The organism is Micromonospora sp. NPDC057141 (genome assembly GCF_042670805.1).
GTDB lineage: Bacteria > Actinomycetota > Actinomycetes > Mycobacteriales > Micromonosporaceae > Micromonospora.
Genome location: NZ_JBHUVA010000059.1, coordinates 1 through 17,806, shown reverse-complemented (window position 1 = coordinate 17,806; position 17,806 = coordinate 1). Strand labels below are relative to the sequence as shown.

The window sequence follows — 17,806 nt, the reverse complement described above, 5'->3', positions numbered from 1 at the left end:
AGAAGGGGCCCCTACCCCCGGCGTGGGGTGAGTTCGCGTAGCAGCACCTGCCCCACGCCGACGACGGGGATGGCCAGCAGCGCCCCCACCAGCCCGGCCAGCTCCGCCGCGAACAGCACGCTGACCAGCACCGTGAGCGGGTTCAGCCGGACCGCCCGGGACATGATCAGCGGTTGCAGCAGGTGGTTCTCCACCTGCTGGTAGACCACGAAGAAGACCAGCACCACGATGCCGGCGGTGGGGGAGTGCAGGAAACCGGCGCCGCCGGCGAGGATGGCACCGATGGTCGCCCCGACCAGCGGCACCAGGTCGGCGATCGCCACCAGCAGCGCGATCACCCCGGCGAACGGCACCCCGGTCAGGACGAGCACCAGGAACGTCAGCGCGCCGCAGATCACGCTGATCAGCAGGTTCCCGCTCAGGTAGCCGGTGACCACCCGGGAGACGCCCTGACCCACCCGGCGCGCCCGTCGCGCCGGCCCGTCGCCGAGCCGCCCCAGCCCCGCCGAGATGATCTTCGGGGCCTCCAGCACCATCAGGTACGCCAGCACGATCACGGTGACCAGCCCGGCGAGGGTCTCCAGCACGCTGCGGATCAGCCCCACCGCGGGGTCGCGCAGCCGGCCGCCGTACTGCTGCAACTGCGCCGAGTGGCCGGCGACGTACTGCCGTAGTCGCAGCCGTTCGAGGGCCTCGCCGAACGGCCCCCGGCCGGCCCGGGTCTCCCGCAGCACGTCCGGCGCGCGGTCGGTGGCGCGCCCCAGCTCGTCCAGCAGCGGCAGCACGATCCCCGCGACCAGTGCGGCGAGCAGGCCGAACGCGGCCAGGAAGACCAGCAGGGTGGCGACCGCGCGGTGCCGCACGAGGCGCCGTTGCAGGGCGTCGACGGGCGGTTTCAGCGCGACGGCGAAGAACACGGCGACGACCGTCCAGGTCAGCACCCGCCGCGTGGCCCAGGCGAGGGCCAGCACGACCAGGGTCGCCAGCACCAGGCCGATGACGATCGCCGCCCGCCGGGCGGTCGCCTGGTCCTCGGCGTTCCTCATCCGGCGCGGCTACCCCGGCCGGCACGGCGGAAACCCGGACGCGACGGTCGCGATACGCCGGTTGGACGCGACGGCCGCCGCCACCCGATCCACCTCGCGGTCAGCCGACGCCGAGGGCCGCGTCGGTGGCCGGGCGTGCCCCGCCGACGAACTTGTCGAGGGGCGGGCCGTGCAACACCTGCCCCGGCACCGGGTCGCGGGCCGCCCGCGTCGCCAGCCGGCCCACCGGCAGCCGGCCGGGCGGGCGCGCGGCGGCGAGCACCAGGTTGCCGTAGCGCCGCCCGCGCAGCATCCGCCGGTCGGCGAGCAGGCAGACGTCGGCGAACACGGCCCGCAGGGTGGCCACCCGGGCGCGGGTGAACACCAGCGGCGGCAGGTCGGTGACGTTGACCAGGAGGATCCCGTCCGGGCGCAGCACGCGGGCCGCCTCGGCGGCGAATTCGACGCTCGCCACGTGCCCCGGCATCCGGGCGGCCCGGTAGACGTCGGCGAGCACCAGGTCGTACCCCTGCGCCGGGGCCGCCTGCACCGCCGCGCGGGCGTCGGCGACCTCGACGCGTACCCCCGGCGGTGGCGCGGGCAGTTCCCAGCGGACCAGCTCGACGACGGCCGGATCGCGCTCCACCACCAGCTGGGCCGAGCCGGGCCGGGTCGTCCCGACGTAGCGGGGCAGGGTCAGCGCGCCCCCGCCGAGGTGCAGCGCGTCGACCGGTGTGCCGGGCGGCGCGGCGAGATCGACCACGGTGGCCATCCGGCGGACGTACTCGAAGTGCAGGTGGCGGGGGTCGGTGATGTCGACGTAGGACTGGGCGACGCCCCCGGCGAGCAGGATGCGCCCGGTGCGGCGGGCCGGGTCGGCCACGAGTTCCAGGCCCTCGGCGGCGGAGTGCATCCCGGCACCGTAGCCGCCGGGCGCGCCGTCCGGGCCGGCGGGCGCGGCGGCCCGCGGGTCACCGGCGCGACCGGCCGGGTCGATCGGGTGCTGCGGTTGACGGGCTGGCCGAAGTGCTGGGCTACCCGCCCGACAGCGCGGTCCGTACCGTGATGGGCTAGATTTCCCCGCCAGCAGGCGATCGTGAGGTCGCCGTCCGCGTCGACCCGAGGCAGGTTCCCATGGCTGGAGGCACCCCCGGTCCCGTTCGCATCCTCGTGGTCGACGACGACCCGGGCGACGTCCTCATGATCGAGGAGGCCCTCGCCGACTCCGACGTCGACAAGGTGATCGACGTGGTCAGCGACGGCCAGGAGGCGATGGAGTTCCTGCGTCAGTCCGGCCGGCACACCGAGGCCCGCCGGCCGGACGTGATCCTGCTCGACCTGAACATGCCCCGGATGGACGGGCGGCAGGTGCTCGGCGAGGTCAAGCAGGACGACGACCTGCGGACCATCCCGATCGTGGTGCTCACCACCTCCAACGCCGACACCGACATCGTGGGCAGCTACACGCTCCAGGCCAACGCGTACGTGACCAAGCCGATCGACCTGGACGACTTCAACGACGTGGTACGCCGCATCGACGAGTTCTTCGGCCGCGTCGTCGTGCTGCCCAAGCGGGTCTGACGGCCCGTGCCCGCTGGGCCGACGGCCCACGCCCCGGCGGGGCGTCGCCGCTCGGATGCTGAACATTTTTCCCGAACGCCCTCGCCGCCCGCCGGCGCCGCCGAGGATCTACAGGTGGGGAAGAAACACCGGCTGCCTGGGGGCGACAGTATGAGGTTCTCCGTCGTGGAGTTCGGCTACGACCGGCGGCAGGTCGACTCCTGCCTCGATCAGCTGGCGGTCCGGTTGAGCCGGCTGGCAGCGGGTGCGGAGGGCGCCGCCGGGACGGGCCGGGACTGGGACCGCTTCCGGGACGAGGCGACCCGCCTGTGCGATCTGGTCGAGCGCCGGCCCGAGCTGGCCGCCGGGGTCGACGGCGCGCGGGCGGCGCTGGGCGGCGTCGAAAGGGATGCCGCCGAGATCCTGGCGCAGGCGCGGTTCGAGCTGGACGCGGCCCGCGAGGAGGCCCGGCGCGTCCGCGAGCAGGCGTACGCCGAGGCGCTGAGCGCCCGCCGGGACTTCGAGGCGGCCCTGGCCGCGCGCCGCCGCCGGGAGGCTCGGGTGGACGAGATCCTCGCCGGGCCGGTCGTGGCGGCGGACACGCCCACGGCTGCGGCGGCCGTGCCGAACGGCGGGGTGCCGACGACCCGGGTCGCCGCGGCCGGCGTCAACGTCGAGCCGCCGGGCGAATGGGGCAGCCGGGTCGCCTGAGCCGGCTCAGGCCAGCGCCGCCACGACCGTGGTGGCCCGCTCCTCGTGTTGCGCGTACGCGTCGGGGAACGCCGAGATCTGCACGGACTGGGCTGCGGCGGTCACGCTCATCTCCTCCCAGCCGGGGACATCCAGCAGCGCCTCGTAGAAGACGCGGGCCGCGTACGCGGGGCGCATCAGGTCCCGGACGCTGCCCCAGCCGCTGCTGGGGCGCTGCTGGAACAGCCCGACCGAGTCGTGGTCGGAGCCGCTGCCCTGGTGCGGGTAGTTCGAGGACTCGGGAAGCACGTCGCTGGCCAGGTTGTGCAGGTCGCTCTCCTGCATGGCGGTGGCCACCGCGACGACGAGGCCCCGCCGGGGCACCTTCATGTCCCGGCCCACGTCGACGATGGTCTTCGCGTTGTCCATCTGGAGCTGGCTGAGCCCGGCGACGGGGCGGGGGCGCGCCGGCTTGGCGGGCTTGGGCTTGGGCTTCGGCTTGCGGGTGGCGCTCGGGCTGGGCTTCGCCGTCGGGCTGGGTGAGAGGGTCACCGGGACCGCCGGGGAGCGGTCGAGGGAACGGGAGGCGCGCTGCTCGGCCTCGGCGGCGGCTGCGGCCCGATCGACGAGGGCACCCTGGACCGGCTCCGCGGGGCCGTCGGACTGTCGGGTGCCGGCGAACGCGGCGACGCCGAGGCAGCAGCTCACCCCCGTGACCAGGGCCGCGCGTACCCGCGTGGACCGCAGCAGTGCCGTGCGCCGGGGCGGGTCGGGACGCCGGTGCCGGCCGACCACCCGTTCGGCGGAGGCGGCACCGACCGGACGGTCATCCGGTCGGTCGTGGGCCTGCTTCGGTTCGGGGGAGTCGTAGGGACGCACCCGCCGAGGCTAGATAGTCGATCGCGCCCTGCCATCGGGGTGGTTGGTGGCATGCGTCACAATTCGCGGGTTTCCACCCGAACAATTACCCCGATAAGGGTGATCATCCGCGATGCCTCGCGAATGCTTTATATCCGCTATTCCTGATCCGCTGCGCGAAAGGGGGCGCCCGATGCCGCATGCCGTCCCCGCCGCGATGCTCCTCCCGGGTCGGGCGTTCGGGCGATGGCCGGACGGCCGACAGGACGAACCGATCCGGGTCGACCGACGCCCGTCCCGGCGGCCGCCGCTGCGGTCAGCCCCGACCGTTCTCCGCCGGCGTGACCGTCAGCCGGTGCCGGCTGTTGTCGCCGCTGGAGAACGGCCACAGCTGGTCTGCGTGCTCGACCAGCTCCGCGAGCTGCTGGCGGCTCAGCCCGACCGAGGAGATGGAGGCGTGCACGTCGGCGCGGTAGCGTCCGTCGTCGTCGCGACCCAGCCGCGCCTCCGCGCGTACCTGCACCGTGTGCGCCTCGTCGGTGATCTGCCCGGCGGCCTCCACCGCGGCGTGGTGCAGGCAGGACGCGAACGCCGCCGCCAGCAGCTGTTCCGGCGTCAGGCCCGTGCAGTGCGGCGCCAGCGGGGACGCCAGCGCGGTGGACAGCCCGCCGTCGTCGGTACGGACGTGACCACCCTCGGCGGTGGCGGTGGCCTCGTGCGGCCAGGAACTCGGATCCGGCATCGCGTCCCCCCTCAGTCACCCGCCCGGCTACCCGGCGCGCACCCGGCGAAACCGCCGCCCCATCACCGGCACGGTGTCGTGGGCCCGCCGGACCTCGGACACCCCGCCGGCGATCGCCTCATCCGAGGCAGCCGCCACCGGGTGGCCCCGCGGGCGGCGGTAGGCTCGGTCCGGCCACGGCCGACTCGCACAGCTGGTACACAGGATCTGCTGGGGTGGGGCACAGCGGGCGCGCCCACGATGGGGGGCATGGTCATGGAGGGGCAGGCCGCACAGGGCCGCATCGAGCTGCGTCGACCGGACGGCGAGCCCGTCCGGGTGCTGGTGGTCGACGACGAGCCGACGCTCACCGACCTGCTCTCGATGGCGCTGCGCTACGAGGGCTGGCAGGTCCGCACCGCCGGCAACGGGATGGCGGCGCTGAGCACCGCCCGCCAGTTCCAGCCGGATGCGGTGGTGCTCGACGTGATGCTGCCCGACCTCGACGGCTTCCAGGTGCTGCGGCGGCTGCGGGAGCACACCCCGACCGTGCCGGTGCTCTTCCTGACCGCCCGGGACGCGGTGGAGGAGCGCATCGCCGGGCTCACCGTCGGCGGCGACGACTACGTCACCAAGCCGTTCAGCCTGGAGGAGGTGATCGCCCGGCTGCGGGCGCTGCTGCGCCGCTCCGGCTTCGCGATCGCCACCCGGGAGGACGCCGTGCTGACCGTCGGCGACCTCAGCCTCGACGAGGACAGCCACGAGGTGCGCCGCGGCGACCAGTTGATCACTCTCACCGCCACCGAGTTCGAGCTGCTGCGCTACCTGATGCGCAACCCCCGCCGCGTGCTCAGCAAGGCGCAGATCCTCGACCACGTCTGGAACTACGACTTCGGCGGGCAGGCCAACGTCGTCGAGCTCTACATCTCGTACCTGCGGAAGAAGATCGACGCCGGGCGGGCACCGATGATCCACACGCTGCGCGGCGCGGGGTATGTCCTCAAGCCCGCCGACTGACCGCCTGCGCCGCCGACTGGCCGGCTGGTCCCTGCGCACCCGGCTGGTGGTCACCGTGGTGGCGCTGCTCGCCTTCGTCAGCGTCGGTATCGGCGGGCTGACCACGGTGGCGCTGCACCACTTCCTGATCGCCCAGGTCGACGACCAGCTCACCTTGGACCAGCGCCGGCGCGGCGGGGACCGGCCGCCGTGGTTCACCAACCCGCCCGCATCGTCGTCGCGCCCCGTCGAGCTGCCGCCCACGTTCCCCGCCGGCTCGATCGCCGCCCGGGTGGTCGACGGCCAGATCCAGTCCGCCTCCACCCGCACCTCGGCCGGCGCGACCGAGCAGCTCGCCACGGACACGGCCGCCCCGCTGGCCGGGCTCACGCCCGACGGCCGCCCCCGCACCGTCGACCTCGGCGAGCGGGGCGACTACCGGGCGGTGGCCCGCCAGTACGTCGACGGCCAGACGGTGGTCTTCGCCCTGCCCCTGGAGGACGTCGAGGAGACGGTCTGGTGGATGGTGCTGGCCCAGGCCGGCGTCGCCACCGCCGGCCTGCTCGTCGCCGGCAGCGTCGGCGCGCTCATCGTCCAGGCCACCCTGCGTCCGCTGCGCCGGGTCGCCGCCACCGCCACCCGCGTCACCGAGCTGCCGCTGGACCGGGGCGAGGTGGCCCTGTCGGTGCGGGTGCCGGCCGCCGACACCGACCCGCGCACCGAGGTCGGTCAGGTCGGCAGCGCCCTCAACCGGATGCTCGGGCACGTCGCCGCCGCGCTCGCGGCCCGGCAGGCCAGCGAGACGCGGGTACGCCAGTTCGTCGCCGACGCCAGCCACGAGCTGCGCACCCCCCTCGCCGCCATCCGGGGGTACGCCGAGGTGGCCCGCCGTGGTCGGGACCAGGTGCCGCCGGACGTGGCGCACGCGCTGCGCCGGGTCGAGTCGGAGGGCACCCGGATGACCAGCCTCGTCGACGACCTGCTGCTGCTGGCCCGGCTCGACTCCGGCCGGCCCCTCGCGGTCGAGCCGGTGGACCTGACCGCCCTCGTCGTCGACGCGGTCAGCGACGCCCACGTCGCCGGCCCCGAGCATCGCTGGCAGCTCGACCTGCCCGAGGCGGAGCTGGTGGTGCCCGGCGACGCCGCCCGACTGCACCAGGTGGTGGCGAACCTGCTGGCCAACGCCCGGGTGCACACCCCGCCCGGCACGACGGTCACCGCCCGGCTCGCCGCCGAGCCCGACGGGGTCGCGCTGCGCGTCACCGACGACGGCCCCGGCATCCCGCCCGAGTTGCAGGGCGAGATCTTCGAACGTTTCGCCCGGGGTGACAGCTCCCGCTCGCGCGCCCACGGCAGCACCGGCCTCGGCCTGGCCATCGTGGCGGCCGTGGTGGACGCCCACCACGGCCGGGTCGAGGTGTCCAGCCACCCCGGTCGCACGGCGTTCACCGTCGTGTTACCGGCGTTCACGGACCGCACAGCCACCGCATAGGTCGCCCACGGCCCGTCGCCAGTGGGGTCGCGCAGAGTGGTCGGCATGGACAAGACAGAGAGTCTGCTGACCATGCCGGCACCCGTCGGGCCCACGCCGACGGACACCACGGCCGACATTCCGCCACCGGCGCGCGGTCGGTCCGACCCGGCCTGGGTACGCCCGGCGCTGGCGGGCCTGCTGCTGGCCGCCGCGCTGCTTTACCTGTGGGGGCTGGGCGCGTCCGGCTGGGCCAACTCGTTCTATTCGGCCGCCGCCCAGGCCGGCTCGCAGAGCTGGAAGGCGTTCTTCTACGGCTCGTCGGACGCGGCGAACTCGATCACGGTCGACAAGACGCCGGCGTCGCTGTGGCTGATGGCGCTGTCGGTGCGCGTCTTCGGGCTGAACAGCTGGGCGATCCTCGTCCCGCAGGCCCTGCTCGGCGTCGCCTCGGTCGGCGTGCTGTTCGCCACCGTCCGCCGCTGGTACGGCCCGGCCGCCGGCCTGATCGCCGGCGCGGTCCTCGCCGTCACCCCGGTGGCGACGTTGATGTTCCGGTTCAACAACCCCGACGCACTGCTCGTGCTGCTGCTGATCGGCGGCGCGTACGCCACCGTCCGGGCGGTGGAGACCGCCAGCACCCGGTGGATCGTCCTCGCGGGGGCGCTGGTCGGCTTCGGCTTCCTCACGAAGATGCTCCAGGCGTTCCTGGTGATCCCGGTCTTCGCGGGCGTCTACCTGCTGGCCGCGCCCACCGGCTTCTGGCGGCGGGTGCGGCAGGTGCTGGCCGCCGGCCTCGGCGTCGTGGTGGCCGCCGGCTGGTGGGTGGCGGTCGTCGAGCTGGTGCCGGCCAGCGCCCGCCCGTACATCGGCGGTTCGCAGGGCAACAGCATCCTGGAGCTGACCCTCGGCTACAACGGGCTGGGCCGGATCACCGGCGCGGAGGAGGGCAGCGTCGGCGGTCGCGGGCCGGCGTCCGGGCAGACCGGGCTCGGCCGGCTGTTCGACACCGAGAACGGCGGGCAGATCTCCTGGCTGCTGCCGGCCGCGTTGATCCTGCTGGTCGCCGGCCTGCTGCTGGCCGGACGCGCGGCGCGCACGGACCGCAGGCGGGCCGGGCTGCTGCTGTGGGGCGGCTGGCTGCTGGTCACCGGCGTCATCTTCAGCTTCATGTCCGGGATCTTCCACGCGTACTACTCGGTGGCGCTGGCCCCGGCCGTCGGCGCGCTCGTCGGCATCGGCGCCACCCTGCTCTGGCAGCGGCGGGCGGCCACCGGGCCCCGCTGGCACGCGCCGGCAGCGACGCTCACCCTGGCCGCCACCCTCGCCGTCACCGCCTGGTGGTCGTGGCAGCTGCTGGGCCGCAGCCCCGACTGGTACCCCTGGCTGCGTACGGCCGTGCTGGCCGGCGGCCTCGCCGCGGCGGTGCTGCTGGTCGTCGCCGACCGGCTCGCGCGCCGGGTCGTCCCGGTGCTCGTGGCGCTCGGCGCGACGGCGGCGCTCGCCGGTCCGGTGGCCTACTCGATCCAGACCGCCGCGACCCCGCACACCGGGTCGATCCCCAGCGCCGGCCCCGCCGTGGAGGGTGGTTCCGGGCCGGGCCGGGGTGGCTTCCCCGGCGGCGGCCGGATGCGCGACGGCGGCCAGAACGCGCCCGATGGCCAGAACCGGACGGACGGCGGGTCGGCCACCGGCCAGAACCCACCCGGCGGCCAGCTCCCCGGCTTCCCCGGCGGCGGTCAGGCCCAGAACGGCGGTCAGGCCCAGAACGGCGGGCAGCTGCCCGGCGGGGAGGGGCAGGGCCGTGGCCCGGCCGGCGGCGGCATGGGCGGCCTGCTCGACTCCCGGGAGCCGAGCGTCGAGCTGCGCGCCCTGCTGGAGGCGAACGCCGTCGACTACACCTGGGTGGCGGCCACCATCGGCTCCCAGAACGCCTCCGGCTACCAGCTCGCCACCGGCGAACCGGTCATGGCGATCGGCGGGTTCAACGGCAGCGACCCGTCCCCGACGCTCGCACAGTTCCAGCGGTACGTGGCCGAGGGGAAGATCCACTACTTCGTCGGCGGCGGCGGTTTCCGCGCCAACGGCGGCAGCTCCGCCTCGCAGGAGATCTCCGCCTGGGTCGCCGAGACCTTCGAGGCGACGACCGTCGACGGCGTCACCATGTACGACCTGACCAGCGGGCAGGAGGGCTGAACCGATGACCGCATCCACCGAACCGCGCCCCACCGTGGACACCCGCGTCGCCGCCCCACCGGCGGTGCTCGACGTGGTGATCCCCGTACACAACGAGGAGACCGACCTCGGGCCCTGCGTGCGGCGGCTGCACGCCCACCTCACCGCGCACGTCCCGTACCCGTTCCGGATCACCGTCGCCGACAACGCCAGCACCGACGGCACCCTGGCCGTGGCCGACGCCCTGGCCGCCGAGCTGCCGGGGGTCGCGGTGCGGCACCTGGACGCCAAGGGACGCGGCCGGGCGCTGCGGGCGGCCTGGTCGGCGTCGGACGCGCCGGTGCTGGCGTACATGGACGTGGACCTGTCCACCGACCTGGCCGCGCTGCTGCCGCTGGTCGCGCCGCTCATCTCCGGCCACTCCGACCTGGCGATCGGCACCCGGCTGGCCCGCACCTCCCGGGTGGTCCGGGGCGCGAAGCGGGAGGTCATCTCGCGCGGCTACAACCTGCTGCTGCGCGGCACCCTCGCGGTGAGCTTCTCCGACGCCCAGTGCGGATTCAAGGCCATCCGCGCGGACGTGGCCGCCGGGCTGCTGCCGCTGGTGCGTGACACCGGGTGGTTCTTCGACACCGAGCTGCTGGTGCTGGCCCAGCGGGCCGGGCTGCGCATCCACGAGGTGCCGGTGGACTGGGTGGACGACCCGGACAGCCGGGTGGACATCGTCGCCACCGCCCTGGCCGACCTGCGGGGCATCTGGCGGCTGGGTCGGGCCCTGCTGACCGGGTCGCTGCCGCTGGCCGCGCTGCGCGCGCAGCGCGGCCGGGCCCCGCTGGCCCCGCCGCCGCCCCGGGTGCCGATCGGGCTGCCCCGCCAGCTCGTCCGGTTCGCCGGGGTGGGGGTGGCGAGCACGCTGGCGTACCTCGTGCTCTTCGTCGCCACCCGGGGGGTGTTCGGCCCGCAATGGGCGAACCTGCTGGCGCTGCTGGTCACGGCGGTGGCGAACACGGCGGCGAACCGACGGCTGACCTTCGGCATCAGTGGCGGGCGGCACGCCGGCCGCCACCATCTCCAGGGACTGTTCGCGTTCGGCCTGGGCCTGGCGTTGACCAGCGGCTCCCTGGCGGCTCTGCACGCCGTCGCGGCGGCGCCACCCCGCGCGGTGGAGCTCGCGGTGCTGGTGGTGGCCAACCTGGCTGCCACCGCCCTGCGCTTCGTCCTGCTGCGCGCCGCCATGCACCACCGCCGCCCGCCGGCACCGCCCACTGACCCGCCCACTGACCCGGCCACCGACGTGGTCACCACGCGTGGGTGACGCGGCTGCGCCGCCGGCCCGTGACGCTGCGCGACCCCTCGCGGGGTAGCCCCACCCCCGATCAACCCCTTTGCTCTGCACCCGGATACGCAACAGCTCACGCTGCGCTACCGGCGGCCATGAATCCCGCCGCACCCGATCAGCTGAATGCTCAGCTCAGCACCGGTGCTGCGAGTATGGGTGCAGAGCAAAGGGGGAGCGCGGGGAGTCGGACGGTGCCCGCAGAAGGTGACGAAGAGTCACGCTGGACCAGCGCTTCCCGGTCGTTGCGGAGCGTGATCAGCCTGCTAGGTCAGGGGGGCAGGAGTAGGGGCAGGGGCGAGGCGTCGAGGCGGCAGGGCGCGGCGGCGTGGAATGCTGGGGCCGATGTACGAGGAACGGCCGGCGGCGCTGCCCGGCGCGGTGCTGTGGACCGGCCTCAGCGACGGCACCCCGAGCCGGGTGCTGCCCGACGGCTGCCTGGACCTGCTCTGGTCCAGCCGCGCCGGGCTGCTGGTCGCCGGCCCGGACCGCACGGCGCACCTGACCGCCTCGGCGCCGGGGGAGCGGTGGCTGGGGCTGCGGCTGCCGCCCGGCGTCGGGCCGGCGGTCTTCGGCGTCCCCGCCGACGAACTGCGCGACGCCCGGGTGCCGCTGGAGGCCCTGTGGGGTCGGATGGCCCGGGAGTCCGCCGAGCGGCTGGGCGAGCGGCCCACCGGTGCCGGGCTGGAGGCGCTCGCGGCCGACCGGCTCGCCGGTGCCGGCGGCCCCGACCCGCTCGGCGTGCGCGTCGCCGGGCTGCTCGCCGCCGGGCGGCCGGTGGCCGAGGCCGCCGCCGAGGTCGACCTGCACCCCCGGGCGCTGCACCGGCGCTGCCGGGCCCTGTTCGGGTACGGCCCGAAGACCCTCGCCCGCATCCTGCGGATGCGCCGGGCGCTCGCCCTGGCCAGGGCCGGGACGCCGCTGGCCGAGGTGGCCGCCGCCAGCGGCTACGCCGACCAGGCCCACCTGAGCCGGGACGTGCGCGACCTGGCCGGCGTCCCGCCCGCCGCCCTGCTGCGCGGCTGAGGCTGAGCCGCCCCGGCGGTACGGCCCGCGCCGTCGCCGTCGAGGCGGCGGACCCCGGTCAGCCGGCCTGTGGCAGCGGGGCGAACAGGTCCACCCCGTTGCCCTCGGGGTCGTGCAGGACCGCGTACCGCTGGCCCCAGACCGCGTCCCACGGCGGCAGGTGACCGTGGAACCCGGCCCCGGTCAGCTCGGCCCAGCAGCGGTCCACCTCCGCCGGGTCGGCGCACCGGAACGCCAGGCTCACCCGGGGGGAACCGCTCGGCGGCGTCCAGCCCGGGTCGAAGGAGCGGATCGTCTCCACCGTGTCCCAGGCCAGCCGTAGCCCGTTGTCCAACGTGACCTCCACGTGCGGTTCGGCCTCCGCGCCGTCCGGGATGTCCAGCCCGAGGCGGCGGTAGAAGTCGAGGGTGCGGGCCATGTCGGCAACCGTCGTGCCGACCAGATCGAGGTGAGGTGTCATACCGCCGACCGTATGGCCGGGGTGACCGTGGCGTCTTGAACGGAACGGACACCGCGCCGATCGGCGGGCCAGAGTGGCCGGTGTGGCCTCGACGGGGCCGGGCGTCGCGTACGGTGACAACGAGACAAGTCCGGCTTTTGGGCACGAACACCCTAGGATGGTGGCGGGCGCCCGGGAGCCGGCTCCGAGACGGTGAGGGGAAGGAGCGGCCGTGATGCACCTGGCCTACCTGGACGCGGGTTCCGGCAGCCTGATCGTGCAGGCGGTGGTCGGAGGGGTGGCCGGAGCGGCGGTGGCCGCGAAGCTGTACTGGCGCCGGCTGACGGCCCGGTACCGCCGCCAGCGCACCGACCGTTCCTGAGCGGGGAGCGCCGATGACCATCCCGCACACCGACGTCCGGGCCGAGCCGGGCTCGTTCCGCGACCCGGCCAACCGCGTCTTCTACGCCGACGGGGAGGTGCTGCGCGGCCTCGACGCCCGGGCGGCGCAGGACTGGCGGGCCCTGTCCACCAGCGACTTCTTCCCGCCGCTGCTCGCCGCCGGCAAGGTCTGCGGCACCGAGCCGGTCGAACCGACCCGGTTCGCCGCCGGAGCGGGCGCCCGGTGGGCCGCAGTGCTGCGCCACGAACGCATCCCGTTCGTCTCCCACCCGTACGAGTGGTCGTTCGGCATGCTGCGCGACGCCGCCCTGCTGCACCTGGAGATCCTGCGCGCCGCGCTGGCCGCCGGCTTCACCACCAAGGACGGCTCGGCCTACAACCTCCAGTGGCGCGGCGTCGCGCCGGTCTTCATCGACGTCGGCTCGTTCGAACCGGCCCGCGACGGCGAGCCCTGGGCCGGCTACCGGCAGTTCTGCCAGACGATGCTCTACCCGCTGCTGCTCACCGCGCACCTCGGCGTGGACTTCCAGCCCTGGCTGCGGGCCCAGGTCGACGGCATCCCGCCGGAGCAGATGCGCCGGCTGTTCACGGGTGCCCGTCGGCTGCTGCCCGGCGTGCCCACCCACGTGCACCTGCACTCGGCGATGCAGCAGCGCAACGCCGACGCCGCGAGCGGCGAGGTGCGCGAGCAACTGCGCAGCGCCGGATACTCCCGGGAGCTGGCGCTGGCCGCCGTACGCCGGATCGAGCGGCTGGTCCGCCGGCTGCGCCCCCGCCGCGTGCGCAGCCACTGGGCCGACTACCAGCGCACCTGCAGCTACTCCGCCGCCGACCGGGCCGCCAAGGAACGCTTCGTCGAGCTGGCGCTGACCGCCGCGGCACCGCCGGGCCTGGTGCTCGACCTGGGCGCCAACGACGGCCGGTACGCCCGCCTCGCCGCCCGGTACGCCCGCTACGTCGTCGCCGTTGAGCAGGACCCGGCCGTGGTCGACGAGCTGTACGCGGCGCTGCGCGCCGAGGAGCAGCGGCGGGTGCTGCCGCTGGTGATGGACCTGGCCGACCCGTCGCCCGGCGGCGGCTGGCGCGGCGTCGAGCGGGCGGCGTTCGGCACCCGGGCGCGGGCCGACCTGGTGCTGGCCCTCGCCGTCGTGCACCACCTGGCGATCGGGCGCAACGTGCCGCTGGCGCAGGTCGTCGACCAGCTCGCCGACGCCTGCGTCCCCGGCGGCCGGCTGGTGGTCGAGTTCGTCCACCCCGAGGACCCGATGGCCCGGCGGCTGCTGGCCAACAAGCCCGTCGGTCTCTTCCCCGACTACCGGCCCGACGAGTTCGCCCGGCTGCTCGCCACCCGGTGCCGCGTCGAGCGGCGCGTCGAGCTGCCCAGCGGCACCCGGACGCTCTACCAGGCGGTGGTGGGTGGCTGACGCGACCGTCGCGCCGCCGCCTGCCGCCCCCGCACCGCCGCCCGCCGGGGCGACCCCGGACCGCCCCGCCGGGCCGGTCGGGTGGCGGGCCGAGCTGCGCCGGCTGCTGGAGGTGACGGCCCTGGTCGGGCTGGTGGTCACCCAGCCGATGCTGGACGTGCTGGGCCGCAGCCCCGACTTCTTCCTGTTCCACCGGGCCACCCGGGGCGAGACCCTGGCCCTGGTCGCGCTGATCGCCGTCGCGCCCACGGTGGCGCTGGCGCTGCTCGGGGCGGCGAGCCGGCTGGCGGGGCGGTCCGCCCGCTCGGCGGTGCACACCGTGCTCGTCGGCGGGCTGCTGGCCGCCCTCGCCGTGCAGGTGGGCCGGCACGTCACGCCGCTGCGGGGCGTACCGCTGCTGGTCGTGGCCGTGGCTGCCGGCGCGGCCGGGGCGGCGGCGCACCGGCGGTGGCGCGGGCCGGGCCTGGCGCTGCGGATGGCCGCGGCCGGGCCGCCGGCCTTCGTGGCGCTGTTCCTGTTCGCCTCCCCGGCCTCGGCGGTGGTCCTGCCGCGCGGGGACGCCGGGGCGGCCGGGGTGGCCGCCGCGGGCGGGCATCCGCCGGTGGTCATGCTGATCCTCGACGAGCTGCCCTTGGTCTCCCTGCTCGGCGCCGACGGGCAGGTCGACGCCGGCCGCTACCCGCACTTCGCCGAGCTGGCCGGCGGCGCCACCTGGTACCGCAACGCCACCGGCGTCAGCGGCTGGACGCCGTACGCGCTGCCGGCCATGCTCACCGGCCGCTACCCGGCGAAGCCGCTCGCCCCGCACTACTCGCAGTACCCCGACAACCTGTTCACCGCCCTCGGCGGCCTGTACGACATCCGGGCCGAGGAGAGCATCACCCGGCTCTGCCCGCCCAGCCGCTGCGACCAGCCGGCCAGCCCCCGGCAGGGGCTCGGCACCCTGGTCCGGGAAAGCGGGAAGCTGCTGCGCCAGGTCACCGCCCCGGCGGACAGCCACGTCGACCCGGAGGAGTCCTACCGCGAGCAGACCGCCGCCGAGGCCGGCCTGGACGCGGCCGAGCCCGTCCCCGAGGATCCGAAGTTCCGCTGGGACCGGCTGAACGCCAACCAGCCGGCCCGGTTCACCAGCTTCCTGGCCGGGCTGCGCCCGAGCGACCGGCCCACCCTGCACTTCCTGCACCTGCTGATGCCGCATGCGCCGTGGCAGTTCCTGCCGTCGGGGGCCCGCTACGCCGCCCCGGAGGACCTGCCCAACGACGGCGCGGGCTGGGTGGAGCTGGCCCGGCGGCGGCACCTGGCCCAGCTGGAGTACACCGACCGGCTCATCGGCGAGACGCTGCGTACGCTGCGCGCCAGCGGCCTGTACGACCGGGCGTTGGTGGTGGTCACCGCCGACCACGGGGTCAGCTTCGACAACGGCGCGCAGGGCCGGGGGATGGGCGCCATCCGCGCGGCGGCCGGGCAGGTGGCCTGGGTGCCGATGTTCGTCAAGGAGCCCGGCCAGCGCACCGGCCGGGTCGACGACCGCAACTGGGAGCACGTGGACCTGCTGCCCACCCTCGCCGACTACGCGCACGTGCGGATCCCGTGGCAGGTCGACGGGCGCTCCGCCCGGCAGGCTCCGCGCGAGCGCGCCGACAAGCGCTTCTACGACCAGCCGGGGGAGCCGGTCACCCTCGGCGGCGGGGTGCCCGCCCCGCCGCCGCCACCGAAGCCGCATCCGCTGGTCGGCACGACCGTGGGCCAGCGGCCGGCCGGCGGGTCGGCCCGGGTCGGCGACCTCGCCGCCTTCCGCGCCGTCGACCCGGACACCGGCGAGTTGCCGGCCCTGGTCTGGGGCACGCTCGGAGCTTCGGTACGCGACGGCACGCTGCTCGCCGTCGCCGTCAACGGGCGGATCGGGGCGGTCGTCCCGGTGGTGCCGCCGGATGCCGCCGGTCGCCGGTTCGCGGCGTTCCTCCCCGACGACCGGCTGTTCCGCGCGGGGGACAACCGCCTCGACCTCTACCGGGTCGGCCCCGGCGACGAGCTGCGTCACCTGAGTATTTCCTGAGAGTTTCGTTCCCGCTGCCCACCGGGCTCCCGATCACGCTTCGTGCGCGATCGGGGGCCTTTTGTCACATTGGCCCTGTTCGAGGTCGGCCCCCGGCCCCCGGGTTTCCGCGCCTGCCTCCCGGGAATCGGGTGACGCATACCTCACCTGCGGAACCACGACGGGCGGTGTCCCCGCAACCGTGTTTACGGTAAAAGCGAAGGCAATTTCAACGTAGATCTGCCGGCGAAGCGAGGAACACATGACGGAAGTCAAGCTCGATCACCCCGGTGGGCAGCTGTCGATGCCGGTGCAGTCGGCGGTCGAGGGCCCCGCCGGCATCGGCGTGAGCAAGCTCCTCAAGGAAACCGGGATGACGACATACGATCCCGGTTTCGTGAACACCGCGGCCTGCTCCTCCGCGATCACCTACATCGACGGCGACGCGGGCATCCTGCGGTACCGGGGCTACCCGATCGAGCAGCTGGCCGAGAAGTCCTCCTTCCTGGAGGTCTCGTACCTGCTCATCTACGGAGAGCTGCCCGGCCAGCAGCAGCTCGACGAGTTCAGCGAGCGGATCCGGCGGCACTCGCTGCTGCACGAGGAGATGCGCCGCTTCTTCGACGGCTTCCCCCGCGACGCGCACCCGATGGCCGTGCTCTCCTCGGCCGTCAGCGCCATCTCGACCTTCTACCAGGACAGCCTGGACCCGTTCGACTCCGACCACGTCGAGATGTCCACCGTCCGGCTGATGGCCAAGGTCCCCACCATCGCCTCGTACGCCTACAAGAAGTCCATCGGGCAGCCGCTGCTGTACCCGGACAACTCGCTGGGCTACGTGGAGAACTTCCTGCGGATGACGTTCGGCGTGCCGGCGGAGCCGTACGAGGTCGACCCGGTCATGGCCAAGGTGCTGGACATGCTGTTCATCCTGCACGCCGACCACGAGCAGAACTGCTCCACGTCGACCGTGCGGCTGGTCGGCTCCAGCAACGCCAACCTCTTCGCCTCGGTCTCGGCCGGCGTGAACGCCCTGTTCGGCCCGCTGCACGGCGGCGCCAACCAGGCCGTGCTGGAGATGCTGGAGACGATCCAGGCCGACGGCGGCGACGTGGCGTCCTTCGTCCGCAAGGTCAAGGACAAGCGGGACGGCGTGAAGCTGATGGGCTTCGGCCACCGGGTCTACAAGAACTACGACCCCCGGGCCGCGATCGTCAAGAAGGCCGCCCAGGACGTGCTCGGCCGGATGGCCAAGCCGGACCCGCTGCTGGACATCGCGATGCAGCTGGAGGAGATCGCCCTCGCGGACGACTTCTTCGTGTCCCGCCGGCTCTACCCGAACGTGGACTTCTACACCGGCCTGATCTACAAGGCCATGGGCTTCCCGACGAAGATGTTCACCGTGCTGTTCGCCCTCGGCCGGCTCCCCGGCTGGATCGCCCAGTACCGCGAGATGCTCGGTGACGCGGAGACCAAGATCGGCCGCCCGCGGCAGCTCTACACCGGTCACCCCGAGCGGGCGTACCCGCCGGCCGCCGACCGCTGAGGGCGCAAGGAAGGGCCCCCTGTTTACGCATTCGGTAGAGCAGGGGCCCCTTCTTGACAACGGCTGACGTGCGGCCGGGCGCACCGGCACGGGCCGTCCCGA

The 17,806-nt window shown here is 74.6% G+C and carries 16 protein-coding genes; 11 read left to right on the top strand and 5 right to left on the bottom strand.

What is annotated here, in order from left to right; translation table 11 throughout:
- Positions 1–11: 11 nt before the first annotated feature.
- Both ACFT41_RS23930 and ACFT41_RS23925 read right to left on the bottom strand, forming a co-directional pair.
- Complete coding sequence (locus ACFT41_RS23930) at positions 12–1,046, bottom strand: AI-2E family transporter (protein ID WP_377590038.1); 1,035 nt, start codon at positions 1,044–1,046, stop codon at positions 12–14.
- A 100-nt stretch (positions 1,047–1,146) separates the two neighbouring features.
- Positions 1,147–1,938, bottom strand: coding sequence for a spermidine synthase (locus ACFT41_RS23925; RefSeq protein ID WP_377590037.1), 792 nt, complete (start codon positions 1,936–1,938; stop codon positions 1,147–1,149).
- Positions 1,939–2,159: 221 nt separating this feature from the next.
- Between ACFT41_RS23925 and ACFT41_RS23920 the strand changes: the two genes are divergently transcribed.
- On the top strand, positions 2,160–2,606 hold the full coding sequence (locus tag ACFT41_RS23920; protein ID WP_377590036.1) for a response regulator: 447 nt from the start codon (positions 2,160–2,162) through the stop codon (positions 2,604–2,606).
- A 150-nt stretch (positions 2,607–2,756) separates the two neighbouring features.
- Positions 2,757–3,296 carry an ATPase gene (locus tag ACFT41_RS23915; RefSeq protein WP_377590035.1) on the top strand — a complete coding sequence of 180 codons (540 nt, stop codon included), beginning with the start codon at positions 2,757–2,759 and terminating at the stop codon, positions 3,294–3,296.
- 6 nt (positions 3,297–3,302) lie between these two features.
- On the opposite strand, the gene ACFT41_RS23910 is transcribed toward ACFT41_RS23915, so the two are convergent.
- Both ACFT41_RS23910 and ACFT41_RS23905 read right to left on the bottom strand, forming a co-directional pair.
- Positions 3,303–4,154: a hypothetical protein gene (locus tag ACFT41_RS23910; protein ID WP_377590034.1), complete on the bottom strand. Its 852-nt coding sequence runs from the start codon at positions 4,152–4,154 to the stop codon at positions 3,303–3,305.
- Positions 4,155–4,449: 295 nt separating this feature from the next.
- The gene (locus tag ACFT41_RS23905) at positions 4,450–4,875 is read right to left on the bottom strand and encodes an OsmC family protein (RefSeq protein WP_377590033.1); all 426 of its coding nucleotides are present in this window, start codon (positions 4,873–4,875) and stop codon (positions 4,450–4,452) included.
- 255 nt (positions 4,876–5,130) lie between these two features.
- Here ACFT41_RS23905 and ACFT41_RS23900 point away from each other — a divergent pair, with 255 nt between their 5' ends.
- The 5 genes from ACFT41_RS23900 to ACFT41_RS23880 all read left to right on the top strand — a co-directional run bounded on the left by ACFT41_RS23900 (position 5,131) and on the right by ACFT41_RS23880 (position 11,858).
- Positions 5,131–5,871 (top strand): response regulator transcription factor, encoded by a 741-nt coding sequence (locus ACFT41_RS23900; protein ID WP_091284281.1) that lies wholly within the window; start codon positions 5,131–5,133, stop codon positions 5,869–5,871.
- A complete protein-coding gene (locus ACFT41_RS23895) occupies positions 5,849–7,342 on the top strand; it encodes an ATP-binding protein (protein ID WP_377613994.1) in 1,494 nt (497 codons plus the stop codon). Before ACFT41_RS23900 ends, ACFT41_RS23895 begins: the two co-directional genes overlap by 23 nt.
- Before the next feature lie 45 nt (positions 7,343–7,387).
- On the top strand, positions 7,388–9,517 hold the full coding sequence (locus tag ACFT41_RS23890; protein ID WP_377589828.1) for an ArnT family glycosyltransferase: 2,130 nt from the start codon (positions 7,388–7,390) through the stop codon (positions 9,515–9,517).
- Positions 9,518–9,521: 4 nt separating this feature from the next.
- The gene (locus ACFT41_RS23885; RefSeq protein ID WP_377589827.1) at positions 9,522–10,811 is read left to right on the top strand and encodes a glycosyltransferase; all 1,290 of its coding nucleotides are present in this window, start codon (positions 9,522–9,524) and stop codon (positions 10,809–10,811) included.
- A gap of 366 nt (positions 10,812–11,177) precedes the next feature.
- Entirely contained in the window at positions 11,178–11,858 is a 681-nt protein-coding gene (locus tag ACFT41_RS23880) for a helix-turn-helix domain-containing protein (protein WP_377589826.1), read from the top strand.
- A 58-nt stretch (positions 11,859–11,916) separates the two neighbouring features.
- Here the strand turns inward: ACFT41_RS23880 and ACFT41_RS23875 are convergent, their stop codons facing one another.
- Entirely contained in the window at positions 11,917–12,318 is a 402-nt protein-coding gene (locus ACFT41_RS23875; RefSeq protein WP_377589825.1) for a VOC family protein, read from the bottom strand.
- Between the two features lie 211 nt (positions 12,319–12,529).
- Between ACFT41_RS23875 and ACFT41_RS23870 the strand changes: the two genes are divergently transcribed.
- From ACFT41_RS23870 to ACFT41_RS23855, 4 genes are all read left to right on the top strand, one after another.
- Positions 12,530–12,679: a hypothetical protein gene (locus ACFT41_RS23870; RefSeq protein ID WP_165949904.1), complete on the top strand. Its 150-nt coding sequence runs from the start codon at positions 12,530–12,532 to the stop codon at positions 12,677–12,679.
- Between the two features lie 13 nt (positions 12,680–12,692).
- The gene (locus ACFT41_RS23865; RefSeq protein WP_377589824.1) at positions 12,693–14,123 is read left to right on the top strand and encodes a class I SAM-dependent methyltransferase; all 1,431 of its coding nucleotides are present in this window, start codon (positions 12,693–12,695) and stop codon (positions 14,121–14,123) included.
- A complete protein-coding gene (locus ACFT41_RS23860) occupies positions 14,116–16,179 on the top strand; it encodes a sulfatase-like hydrolase/transferase (protein ID WP_377589823.1) in 2,064 nt (687 codons plus the stop codon). Before ACFT41_RS23865 ends, ACFT41_RS23860 begins: the two co-directional genes overlap by 8 nt.
- A 241-nt stretch (positions 16,180–16,420) precedes the next feature.
- Positions 16,421–17,704, top strand: coding sequence for a citrate synthase (locus ACFT41_RS23855; protein WP_377589822.1), 1,284 nt, complete (start codon positions 16,421–16,423; stop codon positions 17,702–17,704).
- Positions 17,705–17,806: the final 102 nt, after the last annotated feature.

What these genes read in the sequence shown, in the direction of transcription:
- ACFT41_RS23865 (WP_377589824.1), top strand. Translation starts at nt 12,693, where the DNA reads ATGACCATCCCGCACACCGACGTCCGGGCCGAGCCGGGCTCGTTCCGC.
- ACFT41_RS23905 (WP_377590033.1), bottom strand. Translation starts at nt 4,875, where the DNA reads ATGCCGGATCCGAGTTCCTGGCCGCACGAGGCCACCGCCACCGCCGAG.
- ACFT41_RS23925 (WP_377590037.1), bottom strand. Translation starts at nt 1,938, where the DNA reads ATGCACTCCGCCGCCGAGGGCCTGGAACTCGTGGCCGACCCGGCCCGC.
- ACFT41_RS23890 (WP_377589828.1), top strand. Translation starts at nt 7,388, where the DNA reads ATGGACAAGACAGAGAGTCTGCTGACCATGCCGGCACCCGTCGGGCCC.
- ACFT41_RS23875 (WP_377589825.1), bottom strand. Translation starts at nt 12,318, where the DNA reads ATGACACCTCACCTCGATCTGGTCGGCACGACGGTTGCCGACATGGCC.
- ACFT41_RS23915 (WP_377590035.1), top strand. Translation starts at nt 2,757, where the DNA reads ATGAGGTTCTCCGTCGTGGAGTTCGGCTACGACCGGCGGCAGGTCGAC.
- ACFT41_RS23895 (WP_377613994.1), top strand. Translation starts at nt 5,849, where the DNA reads ATGTCCTCAAGCCCGCCGACTGACCGCCTGCGCCGCCGACTGGCCGGC.
- ACFT41_RS23880 (WP_377589826.1), top strand. Translation starts at nt 11,178, where the DNA reads ATGTACGAGGAACGGCCGGCGGCGCTGCCCGGCGCGGTGCTGTGGACC.
- ACFT41_RS23855 (WP_377589822.1), top strand. Translation starts at nt 16,421, where the DNA reads ATGACGGAAGTCAAGCTCGATCACCCCGGTGGGCAGCTGTCGATGCCG.
- ACFT41_RS23885 (WP_377589827.1), top strand. Translation starts at nt 9,522, where the DNA reads ATGACCGCATCCACCGAACCGCGCCCCACCGTGGACACCCGCGTCGCC.
- ACFT41_RS23920 (WP_377590036.1), top strand. Translation starts at nt 2,160, where the DNA reads ATGGCTGGAGGCACCCCCGGTCCCGTTCGCATCCTCGTGGTCGACGAC.
- ACFT41_RS23930 (WP_377590038.1), bottom strand. Translation starts at nt 1,046, where the DNA reads ATGAGGAACGCCGAGGACCAGGCGACCGCCCGGCGGGCGGCGATCGTC.
- ACFT41_RS23900 (WP_091284281.1), top strand. Translation starts at nt 5,131, where the DNA reads ATGGAGGGGCAGGCCGCACAGGGCCGCATCGAGCTGCGTCGACCGGAC.